Source organism: Bacillus sp. EB106-04-02-XG92, assembly GCF_058791995.1.
Genome location: NZ_JBYTEA010000010.1, coordinates 1 through 18,016 on the forward strand (window position 1 = coordinate 1; position 18,016 = coordinate 18,016).

At 35.9% G+C, this 18,016-nt stretch carries 15 protein-coding genes; 4 read left to right on the forward strand and 11 right to left on the reverse strand.

From position 1 onward, the window contains the following. Positions 1 to 728 precede the first annotated feature (728 nt). Positions 729 to 3,773, forward strand: coding sequence for an efflux RND transporter permease subunit (locus AC3WVA_RS21305; protein ID WP_195756361.1), 3,045 nt, complete (start codon positions 729 to 731; stop codon positions 3,771 to 3,773). A 43-nt stretch (positions 3,774 to 3,816) separates the two neighbouring features. Here the strand turns inward: AC3WVA_RS21305 and AC3WVA_RS21310 are convergent, their stop codons facing one another. From AC3WVA_RS21310 to AC3WVA_RS21325, 4 genes are all read right to left on the reverse strand, one after another. Beyond that, positions 3,817 to 4,341 (reverse strand): P-loop nucleotide/nucleoside kinase family protein, encoded by a 525-nt coding sequence (locus tag AC3WVA_RS21310; protein WP_492322173.1) that lies wholly within the window; start codon positions 4,339 to 4,341, stop codon positions 3,817 to 3,819. A 123-nt stretch (positions 4,342 to 4,464) separates the two neighbouring features. Then, the gene (pstA, locus tag AC3WVA_RS21315) at positions 4,465 to 5,385 is read right to left on the reverse strand and encodes a phosphate ABC transporter permease PstA (protein WP_000994138.1); all 921 of its coding nucleotides are present in this window, start codon (positions 5,383 to 5,385) and stop codon (positions 4,465 to 4,467) included. 2 nt (positions 5,386 to 5,387) lie between these two features. Then, positions 5,388 to 6,278: a phosphate ABC transporter permease subunit PstC gene (pstC, locus tag AC3WVA_RS21320; RefSeq protein ID WP_000676681.1), complete on the reverse strand. Its 891-nt coding sequence runs from the start codon at positions 6,276 to 6,278 to the stop codon at positions 5,388 to 5,390. A gap of 70 nt (positions 6,279 to 6,348) precedes the next feature. Next, positions 6,349 to 7,248, reverse strand: a complete 900-nt coding sequence (locus AC3WVA_RS21325; RefSeq protein WP_492322174.1) for a phosphate ABC transporter substrate-binding protein PstS — start codon at positions 7,246 to 7,248, stop codon at positions 6,349 to 6,351. Between the two features lie 512 nt (positions 7,249 to 7,760). On the opposite strand from AC3WVA_RS21325, the gene AC3WVA_RS21330 reads away from it, so the two are divergent. From AC3WVA_RS21330 to AC3WVA_RS21340, 3 genes are read left to right on the forward strand one after another with little or no spacing between them, the layout of a single operon-like run. Then, positions 7,761 to 8,018, forward strand: coding sequence for a FeoA family protein (locus tag AC3WVA_RS21330; RefSeq protein ID WP_000252989.1), 258 nt, complete (start codon positions 7,761 to 7,763; stop codon positions 8,016 to 8,018). Further along, positions 8,015 to 8,737 (forward strand): FeoB small GTPase domain-containing protein, encoded by a 723-nt coding sequence (locus tag AC3WVA_RS21335; RefSeq protein WP_492322175.1) that lies wholly within the window; start codon positions 8,015 to 8,017, stop codon positions 8,735 to 8,737. The genes AC3WVA_RS21330 and AC3WVA_RS21335 overlap by 4 nt, the downstream gene beginning before the upstream one ends. Continuing rightward, positions 8,715 to 10,115: a nucleoside recognition domain-containing protein gene (locus AC3WVA_RS21340; RefSeq protein WP_144615874.1), complete on the forward strand. Its 1,401-nt coding sequence runs from the start codon at positions 8,715 to 8,717 to the stop codon at positions 10,113 to 10,115. The genes AC3WVA_RS21335 and AC3WVA_RS21340 overlap by 23 nt, the downstream gene beginning before the upstream one ends. A gap of 209 nt (positions 10,116 to 10,324) precedes the next feature. On the opposite strand, the gene gerLC is transcribed toward AC3WVA_RS21340, so the two are convergent. The 7 genes from gerLC to AC3WVA_RS21375 form a co-directional block, all read right to left on the reverse strand. Next, complete coding sequence (gene gerLC / locus AC3WVA_RS21345) at positions 10,325 to 11,491, reverse strand: spore germination protein GerLC (RefSeq protein ID WP_417902729.1); 1,167 nt, start codon at positions 11,489 to 11,491, stop codon at positions 10,325 to 10,327. Further along, positions 11,475 to 12,599, reverse strand: a complete 1,125-nt coding sequence (gene gerLB / locus AC3WVA_RS21350; protein ID WP_048527854.1) for a spore germination protein GerLB — start codon at positions 12,597 to 12,599, stop codon at positions 11,475 to 11,477. Before gerLB ends, gerLC begins: the two co-directional genes overlap by 17 nt. Next, positions 12,600 to 14,078 (reverse strand): spore germination protein GerLA, encoded by a 1,479-nt coding sequence (gene gerLA / locus AC3WVA_RS21355; protein WP_417902730.1) that lies wholly within the window; start codon positions 14,076 to 14,078, stop codon positions 12,600 to 12,602. It lies immediately after the preceding gene. Between the two features lie 101 nt (positions 14,079 to 14,179). Continuing rightward, positions 14,180 to 15,652, reverse strand: coding sequence for a sodium:solute symporter family protein (locus AC3WVA_RS21360; RefSeq protein WP_492322176.1), 1,473 nt, complete (start codon positions 15,650 to 15,652; stop codon positions 14,180 to 14,182). Then, positions 15,649 to 15,846, reverse strand: coding sequence for a DUF3311 domain-containing protein (locus AC3WVA_RS21365; protein WP_000719845.1), 198 nt, complete (start codon positions 15,844 to 15,846; stop codon positions 15,649 to 15,651). Before AC3WVA_RS21365 ends, AC3WVA_RS21360 begins: the two co-directional genes overlap by 4 nt. 1 nt (position 15,847) lies before the next feature. Then, positions 15,848 to 17,023 carry an amidohydrolase gene (locus AC3WVA_RS21370; RefSeq protein WP_098345969.1) on the reverse strand — a complete coding sequence of 392 codons (1,176 nt, stop codon included), beginning with the start codon at positions 17,021 to 17,023 and terminating at the stop codon, positions 15,848 to 15,850. A 131-nt stretch (positions 17,024 to 17,154) separates the two neighbouring features. Beyond that, positions 17,155 to 17,865, reverse strand: a complete 711-nt coding sequence (locus AC3WVA_RS21375; protein ID WP_000734484.1) for a C39 family peptidase — start codon at positions 17,863 to 17,865, stop codon at positions 17,155 to 17,157. Positions 17,866 to 18,016 lie beyond the last annotated feature (151 nt).

An 18,016-nucleotide genomic window follows, 5' to 3' on the forward strand; every position in this document is an offset into this window, starting at 1 on the left:
ATAAAGTTAGTTTGTCTAGCATCTAAAATAAAAATTGACGTTTCACGTTGTTTGTTTCGTTCAGTTTTCAAAGAACTTGTCTGCCGCTTCAGAAGCGACTTCATCATATTAACATCTTCATTTTTCGATGTCAACTGCGTTTTAAAATTTCTTTTTTGTCGTTTTCTGCGTTTCCGCATCAGCGACGTTTATTAATATACCATCATGGTTTTTAAATAACAAGTGTTTTTTTAAAAAAACACAAAAAAATATCCAACCTACTTTCTTCTATATAGAAACACCTCATCCCATCTAAAGAAAACGGCTATTTAAATTGTATACCAATACACTCTAATTGACCAAACCTCATTTTATAATCCGATTCTCTTCTATATTAAACCCCATAATCATTCCTTCTCTATAGAATGACAATATAGATTCATCACTTTCCTCTCGAATCAGTATGTTCACTTCCTAATAAAACGAACATGCTGATTTTTTTGTTCTTCCACACAAATTATTTGTTGAACGAATCGTGTGTTCACAGACACCTCGACTCCAACCGAAGCTTGAGATAAAAATCTTATCAACGCGAATAACGAAGGAAATAAAGAAATTCTAACAAAAACATTAACTTAAGATTATTGTTAGAATTTTTTTACATTTAATTAATGAAAAATATCCATTTTTTGTTATATAGTAAGGAAGGACGTACTCAACTACAAATAAACCAATGGAGGAATTACTTTATGGATAGGTTAACGAAGTTTTCATTAAAAAACCGTGCCGCTGTTATCATCATGGTTTTTCTCATTTCCATACTTGGCGTTTATTCCGGTTCTAAATTACCTATGGAGTTTTTACCTAGCATCGATAATCCAGCAGTCACTGTCACCACCTTATCTCCAGGACTCGACGCTGAAGCAATGACGAAAGAAGTAACTGACCCCCTAGAAAAACAATTTCGGAATTTAGAACATGTCGACACTATCACTTCTTCTACGCACGAAGGATTATCACGCATTGATATCGCGTATACATCAAAAGCAAATATGAAAGATGCAGCACGCGAAGTTGAAAAAGCCATTAATACAATTAAATTACCTAAAGATGCAACAAAACCCGTAGTAAGCCAATTAAATACTTCTATGATTCCACTCGCTCAAATTGCAATCCAGAAGCAAAACGGATTTTCAAAAGCAGATGAAAAACAAATCGAAAAAGAAATCGTACCACAACTTGAAAGCATTGATGGTGTTGCCAACGTTATGTTTTTCGGAAAATCAGCTTCTGAATTATCTATCATACTAGACCCAAATCAATTAAAAGATAAAAATGTAACAACCGAGCAAATATTAAAAGTTTTACAAGGAAAAGAGACGTCCACTCCAGCTGGAGCCGTTACCGTTAATAAAGAAGAATATAACCTTCGTGTCATTGGGGATATAAAAAATGTGGATGATATTAAAAACATTACCGTTGCACCTCAAGTGAAATTGCAAGATGTTGCTCAAATTGAACTTAAACAACATTACGATACAATCTCACATATAAATGGAGAAGAAGGCACCGGATTAATCATCATGAAAGAGCCAAGTAAAAATGCAGTTGCCATCGGAAAAGAAATCGATAAAAAAATCAACGATATAAGTAAACAATATAAAGATCAGTTTTCTATTAAACTTTTAGCATCAACTCATGAGCAAGTTGAAAATGCTGTTACTAGTATGGGAAAAGAAGTAATCCTTGGGGCAATTGCTGCAACTCTAATTATCTTAATCTTTTTACGTAACTTCCGAACGACACTCATCGCTGTTGTCAGTATTCCATTATCAATTTTATTAACACTCTTTTTACTACACCAATCTAACATCACACTTAACACACTAACGCTTGGTGGTTTAGCTGTTGCAGTTGGACGTCTCGTCGATGATAGCATCGTTGTCATTGAGAATATTTTCCGTCGTTTACAAAAAGAATCTTTCTCTAAAGATATTATTCTCGATGCAACGAAAGAGGTCGCCGTCGCAATTACTTCTTCTACTTTAACAACAGTCGCTGTTTTCTTACCTATCGGTCTCGTATCAGGGGTAATCGGAAAATTAATGTTACCTATGGTATTAGCAGTTGTATATTCTATACTATCATCCTTAATTGTCGCACTAACAGTTGTTCCACTTATGGCTTTTTTACTACTCAAAAAAACAAAACACAAAAAGCCAAGCTCTTCACCACGATATGTCGCTACATTAAAGTGGGCTCTATCGCATAAATTCATTATTCTACTTACTTCTTTTTTATTATTCGCAGGATCGATTGCAGCCTATGTATTACTACCGAAAGCAAATATAAAATCTGAAGACGACACAATGTTATCTATTAACATGACTTTTCCAGCTGATTACGCTCCTGAAACACAAAAACAAACAGCCTTTGATTTCGAAAAAAAGCTACTTTCTAACTCGGATGTAACGGATGTTATTTTACGAATGGGATCTAGCGCAGAAGATGCACAATGGGGGCAAACGACCAAGAATAATCTCGCAAGTATATTAGTAGTCTTCAAAAAAGGCTCTAATATCGATCAATATATTAAAGAGTTAAAACAAGAACAGAAAACTTTTGAGCCCGCTGAACTTGATTATATAAAAATGAGTTATTCAAGCTCTGGCGGCGGAAACAATTTGCAATTTAACGTAACAGCCACTAATGAAACGAATTTAAAAGAGGCTGCTACTATCGTAGAAACAAAACTAAAAGATATAAGTGCTCTCTCTAAAGTAAAAACAAATTTAGAAGACTCTAAGAAAGAATGGCAAATCCATGTTGATCAAACAAAAGCCGAACAATTAGGATTAACACCAGAATTAGCAGCACAACAAGTAACATTCCTTATGAAGAAATCACCTATTGGTGAGGTTTCAATCAATAACGAAAAAACAACTATTATGATAGAACACAAAAAAGTAAACATTACGAAACAAGAAGACATTTTAAATACAAACATACTATCACCTATCAATGGACCAATTCCTTTAAAAGACATTGCAACTATTTCAGAAAAGCAACTTCAAACAGAAGTCTTCCATAAAGACGGAAAAGAAACGATTCAAATAACTGCCGAGGCATCCAATGAAGATTTAAGTAAAGTAAGCAAAGAAGTAAACGAAGTGATAGCTAACTTAGACTTACCTAGCGGCGCAAAAGTAGCTATTGCAGGTGCAACTGAATCTATGCAAGAGAATTTCACAGATTTATTCAAAATTATGGGAATTGCAATTGGAATTGTATATTTAATTATGGTTATCACCTTCGGACAGGCGCGCGCTCCTTTTGCAATTTTGTTCTCCTTGCCATTAGCTGCTGTCGGCGGTATTTTAGGATTAATCATTTCAGGAACACCTGTTGATGTAAATTCTTTGATCGGCGCACTAATGTTAATCGGGATTGTCGTTACAAACGCTATTGTATTAATAGAAAGAGTGCAACAAAATCGGGAACACGGAATGGACACAAGAGAAGCCTTACTAGAAGCGGGATCTACTAGATTACGTCCAATTATTATGACAGCTATAACGACAATCGTCGCTATGCTTCCTCTTCTATTTGGTCAATCACAAGCCGGAAGCATGGTATCAAAAAGTCTTGCCGTCGTTGTTATCGGTGGTTTAGCAGTCTCAACCGTTCTTACGTTAGTAGTCGTTCCAGTTATGTATGAACTATTAGATAAAATCGGGAGAAAAAGACGCTCTCGCAGAAAAATGAGCACTTCTACAGAAACACCTGATATTTAAAAGAAAAAGCGTTATCTTCATCCATGAAGATAACGCTTTTTCTCTACCTACTCATATAATCCATCATTTTTTCCACATACCGCTCTAGCGGTTCACTAGAATCCACAATAAGATATTCACTATGTAAAGGTCTTTTACTACCATCTAACCACTTTTTAAAAGCTACTTCGGAATCCACTCGTCCAACCTGACTGACCATACGTTTACGTGTTTGTAGCCTATTATTAATCTCTTCCATATCATTAAGATAGCATTCGATATATTTATATTTTACACCATGTTTATTAGACAGTTTCATTCCCTTTTCAACCATCCCTTCATATAGACACGGACTATCCAATATCACACTATGCCCTTGTTCTAAATAAGAATCAATCAATACCCATTCAACATCGTATGATACTCCTCCAACAACCGCTGATTCAATCCCTTTCATTTCTAATGATTGTAACAACGCTGATTTCAAAACGTCATGATCTACAATTACAGCACCTGTTAACTTCGCTATATACTTAGAAACTGTCGATTCTCCCGATCCAGGAAATCCTGACATTTGCAGAAAAAACAATTCCTTCACTCCTTCATTTGCACCTGTTCATCTATATAATTCAATTCCCGTTACTTCCATTCCTTCTATATTAAAACGCAAAAGGAACTCCCTACTTATAAATAGAGAGTTCCTTTTTATAATTTATGCTGCTTTTACCTTCTTCGTCGTTTTACTTTTTCTTTTCGCTCCTGTAAAACGTTTGTGCAATATAGATGCTACTAAGCGTGAAATAACATTGAATAGCAATACCATAATAATTAATACCGCTGCAGATTTTGTCGCAATTAATTTCGCATCTGGGATAATTCCTTCAGAATTTAACTTCCAAATGTGAACCGCTAACGTTTCAGCTGGCCTAAATGGATTTAAAGGATGAGCAGGACTTGAGAAGTCCGCTGCTGAATTTAAAATTGGAGATGTTAAACCCGCTGTGTAAATTAATGCCGCTGCTTCACCAAATATACGACCCGCCGCTAAAATAACACCTGTAATAATTTGCGGTAATGACGACGGGATAATAATACGAGTGATTGTTTGCCACTTTGTTGCACCTAACCCAAGGCTCGCCTCTTTCACATTAGCAGGAACTTCTGAAATTGCATTTTCACAAACACGTGTTAAACCTGGTAAGTTTAAAATCGTTAAAGCAAGGGCACCACCCATTACTGTGTATCCCCATCCTGTCATTGTAACGAACACTAACAAACCGAATAAACCAACAACAATAGAAGGTAAAGATGCCATTGTCTCAATACATAAACGAACAAAGTTTAAAAAACGTCCTTGTTTTGCATACTCTGCTAAATATATTCCAGCACCTAATCCAAGGGGAATAGATATAATAAGCGTTATAACAAGCATATAGAATGAATTGAATAACTGCGGACCAATCCCACCACCAGCTCTTGTATTGCTTGGTTCTCCAAACAAGAAATTAGGATCCCAAAAGCCCCATCCCTTTTGTAAAATCTCAAATACTAAGAACACTAGCAAAGCTACAACTAAAGCCGCTACCGCATAAAAGATACCTGTCCAAACTTTATTTACCGTTCTTGCATTCATTATTATCGCTCACCTCTTTGCCCAATCGCTCGAATTACTAAAATAAACAGGAATGAAATAACAAGTAAAATCATCGCTAAAGTCCATAGCGCATTGTTCCAAGCAGTTCCGTTTAATGTATTTGTCATGTCCATTGTCAAAATACCAGTTAACGTTGCTGTCGGACTATATATTCCTTCTGGTAATTTAATCGTATTCCCAATTACCATTTGAACCGCTAATGCTTCACCAAAAGCACGCGCTAAACCTAAAACAACACCTGTTAAAATCCCCTTTTTCGCAGCAGGAACAATCACTCGGCTAATCGCTTGCCATTTCGTTGATCCTAAACCATAAGAAGCTTCTAAATAATCAAATGGAACAGAGCGTATTGCATCAGAAGCGATACTAGCAATAGTAGGTAAAATCATAATACTTAATACAACAATACCTGCAATTAAACTAAACCCTACTCCTCCAAACGAATCACGTAATAGTGGCACTAAAATCGTAACCCCTAATAATCCGTATACAACCGAAGGAATACCAACTAATAATTCTAAAACAGGCTTCAATACTTTATTTCCAAACTTCGGCGAAATTAAATTCATGAATATAGCAAGAGCTATAGCAATTGGCGCACTAATAATAACCGCACCTAACGAAACCACCGTTGAGCCTACAATGAAAATTACAGCCCCGAAAGTTCCCTCATCAGCATTTGGACTCCATTTTGTCGATGTTAACATCTCAGTAAACGAGATACCACTTTGCGTAAAAGATTGAATTCCTTTACCGCAAATAAACGCAATAATAGCTAATGTAACTAAAACAATAAAAATACCACAAAACGTAACAAGTGATCTTCCTATATATTCACTTTTCACGTAATTAATTTGTTTTTTCCCCTTCATCACAGGACAGACCCCACTTCATAAATTGAAATGAACAGGACTGGCCTTGCAGCCAGCCCCATAAATTTTATTACTTATTTAATTTAGACATTGGAATATAACCCATATCTTCTACTTGCTTTTCAAAATCTTTACCTTTTACATAGTCAATGTAAGCTTTCGTTGCTTCTTTTGCTTCACCTTTCGTTACCATGTACTCGTAAGACCAGAATGGATATTTACCAGACGCAATGTTTTCAACTTTCGGCTCAGCACCATCAATTTTCACTGTTTGTAGCGCACCTTTTTTCTCTCCAACCATGTAAGACATCGCTAAATAACTTACTGAACCTGGAGTAGAGTTAATCGCTTGCTCTACTGCACCGTTAGAATCTTGTGTAGTACCAGTTCCATCATTAATTTTCGCGTCTTTCATAATTGTTTTTTCAAATGTAGCACGTGTGCCAGAAGAAGCCGGACGATTAATTAAGTTGATTTTTTCATCTTTCCCGCCTACTTCTTTCCAGTTTGTTACTTTTCCAGTGAAAATATCTTGTACTTGTTGTACTGTTAAATTATCAACTTTTACATCTTTATTTACGACAAGTGCGAATGCAATACCCGCTACCTTGTTATCTACTAATTCTTTCGCTTTATCAGCATCTTTTATTTTATCTGCAGATGGAACATCTGAGTTACCAATTTGGACTGCACCAGAAGCTACTTGATTAATTCCAGTTCCACTACCGCCACCTTGTACTTGAATAGAAACGTTTGAATTTTTCTCCATAAATTTCTTTCCAGCTTCCTCTGCAAGAGGTTGAAGTGCTGTAGAGCCTGCAGCTGCTATCGTACCCGACAATTCTTGTTTTGCATTATCGCTTCCTTTAGCATCTTTACCTGATGTCTCTTCTGCTTTTCCACATCCCACTAATGAACCCGCTACCACTAAAGCTGCTAAAGAAAATTTAATACCCTTTTTCATGACCATGTCTTGTACCCCCATTTGGATTATCACTTTTCACATTTGTCTACTTCTTTCGAACACAAATTCATTGTAGGACAATAATATTATGTGAGTGTTAAGCAATTTTTAATTTTAAGTAAATGACGATAATAACCCTTAAAAACTAGGAATCCCAACATTTATAGTTGAAGAACCCAACAAAATCCACACTAATTAAGCTGTAATGTAAATTTATTCTTAACAATGTAAATTCAATGTAAATGTTTTTCACTCTTTTTCCCTTTTATTTAAAGCTACATTTACAATTCCACTGTATTTTGTTACTTTTACGCGCCTAATTTATGTACATTACACAGAATTTCAGTAATATTTTTTAGTACAACTAAATAAATTGGAACAATTCTAAAAATAAATGAATATTTTTAAAGTACCAATTGACAGCATCATCCAATGTAGTCTACTATATTACTAACAAAAAGTTTACCTAAGGAAACTTTTTAAACTTAAACTAACAATATAGAGATGAGGTAACTTTTATGGTATCGGCTAATACAAAACCACTTTCCGAATTCAAGACAGGAGAGTTTGTACAGATTGAGAAGATACAATTAGAAGGAACTATGAAACGACGTTTATTAGATTTAGGATTCATCCCTGGGGCCACAATTAAAGTATTACAGCGCAGTCCACTCGGAGATCCGGTCGCTTATCAAGTAAGCAACACAACTATTGCACTACGTAAGGAAGAAAGTTCCCTTATTTTCGGGGTATTAATAGGAGATGATTTCAGATGAGCAAACATCGCATTGCTTTAGCTGGTAACCCGAATACCGGGAAAAGTACATTATTTAATACGTTAACAGGCTTAAAACAACATACTGGAAACTGGACGGGAAAAACTGTTTTAAAAGCTGAAGGGGAATATGAACATAACGGAAATAAATATACATTAATAGATTTACCTGGAACTTACTCACTATATTCAAATTCTGCAGATGAAGAAGTAGCAAGGGATTATATTATATTTGAAAAACCAGAAGTAACTGTAGTTGTTGTAGATGCAACTGCTATGGAGAGAAATTTAAATTTAGCTCTCCAAGTGATGGAGATGACGAGTAACGTAGTCATTTGTATTAACTTAATTGATGAAGCTGAGAAAAAAGGCATCGTTATTGATGAACAGAAATTAGCAAAATCACTTGGTGTACCTGTAATTAAAATTTCTGCTCGTAACAGAGTTGGTATCGGTCATTTACTAAATGTCATTGCCAAAGTAGCAAACAAAAAGCTAATTCCAACACCAATTAAAATTTCTTACAGCGAAAAAATCGAAAGTATGATTCAGGAATTAGAACCACAAATTTATAAAGTGTTCGGTGATACGTATCCAGCACGTTGGATTGCGTTACGTATATTAGATGGAGATAAAAATTTCTTAACTACACTTCAAAAACATCATAACGAACCACTTGTAAGGGAGGTCGTAATAAATGGAATCTCACTCAGCCAGTAAAGCTCTTCCATTGGACTATATTATTCAACATGCACAAACACTTTCAAAAGAAGACATACGTGATGATATTGTCGGAGATATTTACCGAACATCTGCAAGCATATGCAAAGAATCTGTTCAATATACAAATACTGATAAATTGTATCGTTCCGAAAAACTAGATAAAATTTTCACATCTCCAATCTGGGGATTCCCAATTATGCTCGGTATTTTATCTATCATTTTTTATCTTACAATCGCTGGTGCTAACGTACCGTCTGATATGATTGCTGAGTTTTTCGGATGGGCCGAAGGATATTTAACATCTTGGTTCCAAGCTGCGCATGCACCTGAATGGTTACATGGTATTTTAATACTCGGTTTATTCCGTGGTATCGGTGCTGTTATTAGCGTTATGTTACCACCTATGGCCATCTTTTTCCCGATGTTCGCACTATTAGAAAACTACGGATACTTACCACGCGTTGCATTTAATATGGACCGCTTATTTAAACGCTCTGGTGCACATGGCAAACAATCTTTAACAATGGCAATGGGCTTTGGTTGTAATGCAGCAGCCATCATGTCAACTCGTATTATTGAATCACCACGTGAACGTATGCTTGCAATTCTAACAAACAACTTCGTTCCTTGTAACGGTCGCTGGCCGATGTTAATTTTAATGGCTTCATTATTTATGGCTGCTGGTTATACAGGTAGTATGCAAACATTAGTTACTGCTGGCGTTGTAGTTGGGATGGTTGTAATTGGCGTTATTATGACATTAACTGTTTCTTGGGTACTATCAAAAACAGCTTTAAAAGGTGTTCCAACTCACTACACACTTGAGTTACCACCGTACCGTAAGCCAAAAGTTTGGAATACAATTGTGCGTGCAACACTTGATAAATCAGTCTACGTTTTAAAAAGAGCTGTAGTTGTAGCTGCCCCTGCAGCTGCATTAACTTGGTTACTCGCTAATATTTTTATCGGTGACACAAGCTTACTTATGTATTTTGTAAACTTCCTAGATCCATTTGCTAAAATGTTAGGACTTGATGGTTTTATTCTAGCTGCGTTCATTCTTGGACTACCAGCGAATGAAATTGTTATCCCGATCTTATTAATGTCTTATTTATCAACTGGAGCTTTAACTGAAATAGATGATTTTAATCAAATTAAAAATCTATTCTTAGAAAATGGTTGGACTTGGTTAACAGCGTTAAACACAATGTTGTTCTCACTTCTTCATTTCCCATGTGGAACAACACTGGTTAACATATATAAAGAAACAAAAAGTGCCAAATGGACATTCTTATCGTTTGCAATCCCTACCGTTATCGCCATTGTTGTTACATTCCTCTCTACACAATTGGTACATTGGTTAGGGCTTGTATAAGCAAAGCATACATAGAAGGTATCCCCCTTCACATTTGCTTTGCACGAAAGAAACCTGAATTTATTCGGGTTTCTTTTTTTTCGCATTAGTATTCCAAGGCTGCGCTCCATACACTGTGAGCTTCTTATGAATAAAGTATATGGCTCCCGGAAGAACCGCCATTAATATCGTGCAACTAATTCCTAATCCAGTAAACAACTTCCATCACCTTACTTCACTTTCTTCGGTAAAGCTGAGCCTGAATGTTCAATTGTCGGATCAACATGAACATTAATTTCAGCATTACTAAAATAATTCTGACCTTGATCCCAATTCTTACTAACTTTCTTCCACTCTTTATAATTATACCTCTTATATGCCTCTCCTAATTCCAATACATCTACCTTATATTTTTTTTGAACAAGCTGTATAGACTTTTCAATACGCTTCTTCATTTCCTTTGAGATCTCTTTCTTTAAAAGCTTTTCATTCATCACTTGTTTCGGTTCATTAAAATGTAATTCAGCTAATATGCCTTCTGTGGACAATTGAATATCAAACTTCGGTTTTGTAGCATTTTCAGTAGACACCTGGATCTTTCGGCGCAACTTATGAATTTCATATGTAATGAGCTGATTCTTTTTACGAACAGTAAAGAAACCTCCAATTTTTTTACCTATTACATAGTTCATTCCTAATGTTTGTTCTCCACTCAAAGTTCCAACGCACTTATTATCCTTTCCACGGATCAATGCCGCTCCTTCCATTTGTACCCCTTGTTTAGTTAATCCTAAGAGAGGTAATGCAAAACTTCGATCTGCGATCATTTTCCCTTGCACCTCACCAATTCTCGCCGCCTCAATCATTTGAGCGTTTTTCGGAGGATGTTCAGCTAACATATCAATGTACTGCGCCGGTAAGTTTTCAGGTTTGGCGCTCTGTTTTAAAATAGATTCTGCATTTTTCTTGGAAACGAACAAACGAATATTTCTTCTCATTTCATGATCACGAAAATATACATCTAACGTATTTTGCAAAACATACGGATTCGCTAGTAATTCATCCGAAAAAATAATGACTTGTATATGCGGAAAAAATAATGTTCGACTAATTTTTTTAGCAATTATTCTTATTTGCTCAAAGACGCTATCTGCTTTCGCACTTACGTTAATATAATTTTCACTATCTCCATCGCCCTGTCCACCTTGTTGTGCTAACTTACTGGGAAGTACCATCTGATACGTCCCTTTCATAATCGGATTTGATTTCTTTTTCTTCACAATATCGTAAGCTGCGCCTACTACAAATCCTCTTTCTTCTATTTCTTCTAGTTCAGAACACCCACTTATAAATCCAGCTAAAACCATAACCATTATAATTTTAAGAAGGTTTTTCATTTCTACCATTCCTTCTTTTTATTTTATATACAATAAAAACTAGCAAAGGAGCTAATACGACAAACCCCATATCTATCCACGCTAAATACGTTCCGTAACTTGATAACGTATCTAAATTACCAGGGAGCATATTCAGCATAAAAATCAGAGGCGCGCTTCCGAAAATAAAAATATGTTTCTTCACTTTCGGAAACATGGCACAAAACAATAAAGATGCGACGTCATAATACATTGCTGTAGTGTTATAAATAGTAATAATCCAAGTCGTAAAAAAAATTGCATCGAACCTTTCTAAAAAGCCTCCACCAATTTCAATTTCTTTCCCTAATTCAATTGTTGGATATGTCAATCCACGAGTTGTCATATACGTAAAAACACTAATACAAGTTACATAAATTAAAATATATGAGAGCACATTTACTATCACGGCTTTTGCAACTGCCATTGGTGCCTTTTTCGCTGTCTTATCATTCAACAACACAGCATAAAACAAAGCTACCTCAAATCCAATAAATGTGAATATGGAATTTTTAACCCCAACAGCGTACTGACTTACTTCCGTTTGAAAAGCTGGAAATAAATTGTTTATTTCCATTAAATTTATATTCAATAAAGAAAGAAGCACTATCGCAATTAAAACAATAGGTAAAAATAGAACATTTAACCTTAATAAGGCCGCTCTTGATCCTGCTATTCCGTAAATAACAACTAGTAAGAAGAAGAAAGACAGTAGTTGTATCGGTGTCTCACTAAATAAATACGTTTGAGAAATAATTGAAATCATTCTCGATTCATATGCTGTCAAAGCAGCAAACGTTAATACTAAAATGCTACTAATTGTGTATGCAACAGGCTTTGTCAAATGCGCACTTGTATATTGAACAAAGTTTTGTTTCGGAAATAAAATAGCTATCCTCGTTACAAACCAACCTAAAACTGCACATACCAATCCACCCAAAAGTAAAATAATCCAACCGTCCGAAAATAAAGTTTGATTAGCAATATCTCGTGGCATAGACAATGCTCCTATACCAATAATGGTCGATGATACTGCAAACCCAATTTCCCGAGATCCAATCTCTTCATCGCCATACTCAAATGGTTTCAATTATTTTCGCTCCTTTGGACGTATTGTAGAATCTTTCGTTTGTAAATATTCTGGTCTATCTTTCAACATCGATTTTGGCATACGAATAAACTCTTCTTTCCAATCTTTATAAAATGCAGGAGCAATTGGAGTCGTATACGGTACACCAACACTTGTTAAATTTGTAATATGAATAGCAAGTGCAATAAGAGCTAGAATGATTCCATACAACCCAAAAGCAGTCGCTGCTAATACAAAGACGAAAAGTAAAATACGAAACGTAATCGTAATGCTATATACAGGGAGAGAAAAGGTAGCAATAGCTGTAACCGCAATAATGATAACTAAAAACGGATTTACAATTCCTGCGTTCACTGCTGCTTCTCCAATTACAAGACCACCTACAATCCCAATTGTTTGCCCCATCGGTTTCGGCAACCTAATCCCCGCTTCTCGTATTAACTCCATCGTTAATGCCATCATTAACGTTTCAATATATGCAGGAAACGGAACACCTTCTCTTGCCCCAGCAATTGAATAAGCCAATTTAGAAGGAATAAGGCCTTGATGATATGAGACGAGCGCTACATACATCGCTGGCATTAAAATCGCAATTATACCAGAACCCATCCGCAAAATTCTTAATAAAGTCCCAATTACCCAGCGCTCATAATGATCTTCCACAGATTGAAAAATATCAACAAATACTAGCGGAGCTATAAGGGCAAACGGTGATCCATCCACCAAAATAGCTGCCTTTCCTTTCGCTAATGAGGCCACAATATTATCAGGCCTTTCTGTATTCAAAAACTGGGGAAACGGTGACAAATTATTATCTTGAATTAATTGCTCAATCGTACCAGTCTCAAAAACGACATCTGTCTCTATTGATTGAAGACGCCGATCTAGCTCTTTTACAATGTAAGGATTAATAATGTCTTCTATATATACTAACGTCACTTCTTTTTGTGATCTCTTCCCCATAATATAAGATTGAAATCTCAGCTTTGGGTCACGTAAACTACGACGAATTAACATTTTATTCACGTTAATATCTTCATTTAATCCAATCCTCGGTCCACGTATTAAATCTTCTGTTACTGGCGGTTCTAAACTTCTTTTTTCCCAAGCTCTACTATTAATCACGATAGCGGTTTGAATGTTATCAATTAATATAACCGTATCTCCCGCTAAAATCGCATTTATAATATCCGGAAACGTTGTCTTCTTACCAACTTCTGCAATAGAAATAAAACGATCTAATAACGTCTGAACGACAACTGCTTCTTTTTCTATTTCTTCATATTGGAGTGTACGAACTACATATTTATAAACATTATCCTTATCTGTTAACCCACATAAAAAAATAACAGCACAGCGTGTAAAACTACCAGCAAGGGCAACTTCCCTAATTGTTAAATCATTAGGCGAACCTAACTCATCCCTAATTTCTTTCATAACTTCAAATAAGTTACCTTTTAGCTCTAACAAGTCCCCCACCTAACTTCCTTTTCAACAAGTTTTTAGTTAGATTCCGCTAATAGAAGAAAATATATACAAAAAAGAGCTATCTCTTTTCAAAGATAGCTCTAGTTCACGGATTACTTTTCTACTATTATATTGTCTGCTTTTATAGACACGTTTTTCGTGAATCCACTAACGATAAACATCACAAGCATATTCATTAACAATGCGACTATTCCTACATTTAAATCTTTTATATATTGAGGAAACCCCGGAAACATCGTAGCTACAGTTGAACCAGATAAAGTAATATATGCAACCACTAACAACCCAATCCCCATTCCTGCAATTGCCCCTTGTTTCGTAACAACTTGACGTGGAAACAAACTACATACAAGCGCAGGGAAAAGTTGTGTCACGATACTATATCCCATTAAAAGAAGTGCTCCTATCGTTTCTCCACCTTTAAAAGTGAACAAAACAGCTACAAGCGTTACTACAGGAACAAATAATTTCGCCGCTTTTGCAACTTGTCGATCCGAAGCAGATGGGACCATTGTTCGGTAAATATTTTTCGCTAATAATGTAGAAGCGGCCATGACAAGCATAGAACCCGGAACTAATGCCGTTAAAACGCCAGCGCTACCAATAATCCCAATAAACCACGGATCAAAAGTTTGAAGGGTCAGACGGAATAACGAAAGGTCTACATCCCCTCCCTTTAACCCTGGAACTTGCAAGATAGCAGCAAAACCCGCAAAGAATACGAAAAGTAAAACTAAAGAATAAAGTGGCATAATGGCCGCATTTTTACGAAATACTTTTTCATTTTTTGCAGAGAAAGCAGAAGCGAATGTATGGGGCCACATATAGAAACCGAGAGCCGTTAATACAATAGTAGAAACAAACCAAGAAATACTCATTCCTTTATCAGGTAAAGATAAAAATCCTGGTTTTGCTGCTTCTACAGCTTCGAACATCGGCTGAAATCCTCCATAATAATGGTATGGTAAATATATCCCTAAAAACATAACGATAAACAGGATCATAATATCCTTCAAAGCCGCTGTCCAAGCAGAGCCGTGTATACCTGAAACCATTACATATATCGTTATGACAATTGCACCAATCCATACCGCAATAACTGGCGATACCCTTCCGTAAGACGCTTCCGACACGATAATACCTAATCCTTTCAACTGTAAAACAAGATAGGGGATAATCGAAATAACCCCAATGATAGAAACGATAATACCAAGTGTCTGACTCTTATATTTCTTCACGAAAAAATCTGGCTGCGAAACAAGATTGTGCTCTTTCGCATACTTCCAAACCGGTGGTAATAAAAAGTAAGATAAAATATAAGCTAATGCACCATAACCTAAAATATAGAAAGTAGGTGCTCCCTTACTATACGCCCATCCACTTCCGCCTAAAAAGGTGAACGTCGTATAAATTTCACCTGCCATAAGAAGAAAAACAAAAATAGTTCCAAATCCTCTTCCACCAACTGACCATTGCTCTAAATTCATATCTTTTCCATGTTGTGCCCGAATTCCTAAAAATAGTGCGAGAAATAAAAATAAAATAATGATAAGTAATGCGGTCATTTTACATCCCCCTTATTCGCAGGATCAAATACGTACACAATCCCCATACAAAGAGACGTAATGAGCACCGATAATAATACCCAAAATAATAAAAATGGCATCCCTAATACGTAAGGAGTAACTGAATTAGCAAATACAGGTCCAATAACTAAACAAAAAACTGGAATAAGCGCTAATAGATGTATTTTCTTCATCTCATTCTCCTTTGCTTATAAAATTCATAATGGATGATACAAAGACTTCCACGCCAATTGGCAATGCATCCTCATCAATCGTAAAACGAGGGTGGTGGTGAGGATATATAATTCCTTTCTCTTTATTTCCTGCTCCAATAAAAAAGAATGTCCCTGGCGCCTTTTGTAAAAACGCTGAAAAATCTTCCCCAGCCATCGTCGGCTGTAAACGAGTAACTCCTTCCCGACCATAAAGTTGTAATGCAGTTTGTTCAATAATTTCTGTAACCTCATAATCATTTACTACTGGGCGATATCCATATTCATAAGAAAACGTATATTTCGCTCCGTAAGCTTCCGTCACATGCTTCACAATCCGTTCAATCCTTTTCTCTGTTTCTTCTCGTAACTCATGTTTTAAACTCCGCACTGTCCCTTCAATCTCCGCTTGTTCTGGAATCACATTATGGGTTGTCCCAGCATGGAATTGCGTAACAGATACTACAAGAGAATCTAACGGATTCGTGAGGCGAGATACAATTTGCTGAAGTTGGGAAACAACTTGTGTACCGATTGCAATACTATCCACAGTTTCATGAGGGATTCCAGCATGTCCACCTTTTCCTTCTATCGTAACTTTAAACACATCTGGAGCAGCCATTGCAGGACCATAAATTACACCTATTTTGCCAACCTGTAACGATGCCCAAAGGTGAGCACCAATAATATAATCCACACCTTCCATTACACCCGCTGCAACCATTTCCTCTGCACCGCCAGGAAAGTTTTCTTCTGCATGTTGGAAGAGAAAACGAATCTCCCCCTTAATCTTCTCTCTTTCCTCTACTAACTTATGTACAACTCCAAGTAATATCGCTATATGCCCATCATGGCCACATGCATGCATCACACCTGGATATGCAGAAATAAAATCAAACTCATTTTCTTCATGAATAGGAAGAGCATCCATGTCAGCACGAACCGCGATGGTTTTACCAGGCTGCTTACCAATTAACCTTGCCATTACACTATATTTAGTAGGTCTTGACACTTCTAAATGTGGGATTTTCCGAAGTATGTCGAATACAAACTGTGATGTTTTTTCTTCTTGAAAAGATAACTCTGGATACTTATGAAAATGCCTTCTCCACTCAATCAATTGATTTTTCAATACAACTAGTTCCTTCGCTACATCCATTTCTCTTCTCCCCTTCTTCACCAAGTTAAATGTTATTATAACGTGAATTGTTAAGTTTTAAAAGAATATTCCGAATTTTCCGTTATAAATATTTAAAAATAAAAAGCCATCAAAAAGATGACTTTTCATTATTACAAAATAGTAATCGCTTGTTTCCCCATTTGCTCCCACGCTTTCTCAAACTCTGCTCGTGGAACAGCGAAACGCGGATTGTTTTTTAGAGGATCATTTACATACACAAAGTTTTGATCGTATCCAACCACTACTACACTATGCTCAAAATATGTAATTTTCACTTCACCAGAACTTGTTTTCCATGTTTCAAAACTACTTTCAGCTAGCGGCTTAAACGTTGTATTAATAATAACCCATACTGGAGAGCCAGAACTAATTACCTTATATAGATCATTCACGTCTCTATCTGTTAAATTAATTACTTTTTCAGGAACATATTTTTCTGCTAAATTAAAGATTGGTTTATTATATACACCATATCCTTGTTCAGCTTTCGTATAAATATTTCCAACAAATCCCTCATAAGGATTTCCACGCAAACCATCTTGTTCAAATGGAACTCGATGAATTTCACTAGCAAGTTGCATCTTATCTACTTGCACACCTTTATATTGTAGTAACATAGCTAAGCTTGTCACTTCACATCCACGAGGTAATTCTGGTAACTGCTTTATAAACGGAACATTTTCAATCATAGCCGCTTCTTTCATTTCAGATAGAAAATCTAAGCGTAGCACTTGTGCCTTTTGTATAATCTTATCTTTCCCTATAAAGAACGCTGCAGCTAATATAATTCCAAAAACAAAAAGATATTTTAACTTTTTCATTTTAAACAAAACTCCATTAATTATTATTTTACAGACATACCTTCTATCATTGTACCTTTCTTCTTACTAGTTTGCTAGAAAGATTATGTGAATTATTGTTCACACTTTTACTATCAGGAAAATTCTAATTATTTTTAATAAAAAGAAAAAA

What these genes read in the sequence shown, in the direction of transcription:
- gerLC (WP_417902729.1), bottom strand. Translation starts at nt 11,491, where the DNA reads ATGAAAAACCTTCTTAAAATTATAATGGTTATGGTTTTAGCTGGATTT.
- AC3WVA_RS21305 (WP_195756361.1), top strand. Translation starts at nt 729, where the DNA reads ATGGATAGGTTAACGAAGTTTTCATTAAAAAACCGTGCCGCTGTTATC.
- AC3WVA_RS21370 (WP_098345969.1), bottom strand. Translation starts at nt 17,023, where the DNA reads ATGGATGTAGCGAAGGAACTAGTTGTATTGAAAAATCAATTGATTGAG.
- AC3WVA_RS21360 (WP_492322176.1), bottom strand. Translation starts at nt 15,652, where the DNA reads ATGACCGCATTACTTATCATTATTTTATTTTTATTTCTCGCACTATTT.
- AC3WVA_RS21340 (WP_144615874.1), top strand. Translation starts at nt 8,715, where the DNA reads ATGGAATCTCACTCAGCCAGTAAAGCTCTTCCATTGGACTATATTATT.
- pstA (WP_000994138.1), bottom strand. Translation starts at nt 5,385, where the DNA reads ATGAATGCAAGAACGGTAAATAAAGTTTGGACAGGTATCTTTTATGCG.
- AC3WVA_RS21325 (WP_492322174.1), bottom strand. Translation starts at nt 7,248, where the DNA reads ATGGTCATGAAAAAGGGTATTAAATTTTCTTTAGCAGCTTTAGTGGTA.
- AC3WVA_RS21365 (WP_000719845.1), bottom strand. Translation starts at nt 15,846, where the DNA reads ATGAAGAAAATACATCTATTAGCGCTTATTCCAGTTTTTTGTTTAGTT.
- pstC (WP_000676681.1), bottom strand. Translation starts at nt 6,278, where the DNA reads ATGAAGGGGAAAAAACAAATTAATTACGTGAAAAGTGAATATATAGGA.
- AC3WVA_RS21330 (WP_000252989.1), top strand. Translation starts at nt 7,761, where the DNA reads ATGGTATCGGCTAATACAAAACCACTTTCCGAATTCAAGACAGGAGAG.
- AC3WVA_RS21375 (WP_000734484.1), bottom strand. Translation starts at nt 17,865, where the DNA reads ATGAAAAAGTTAAAATATCTTTTTGTTTTTGGAATTATATTAGCTGCA.
- AC3WVA_RS21335 (WP_492322175.1), top strand. Translation starts at nt 8,015, where the DNA reads ATGAGCAAACATCGCATTGCTTTAGCTGGTAACCCGAATACCGGGAAA.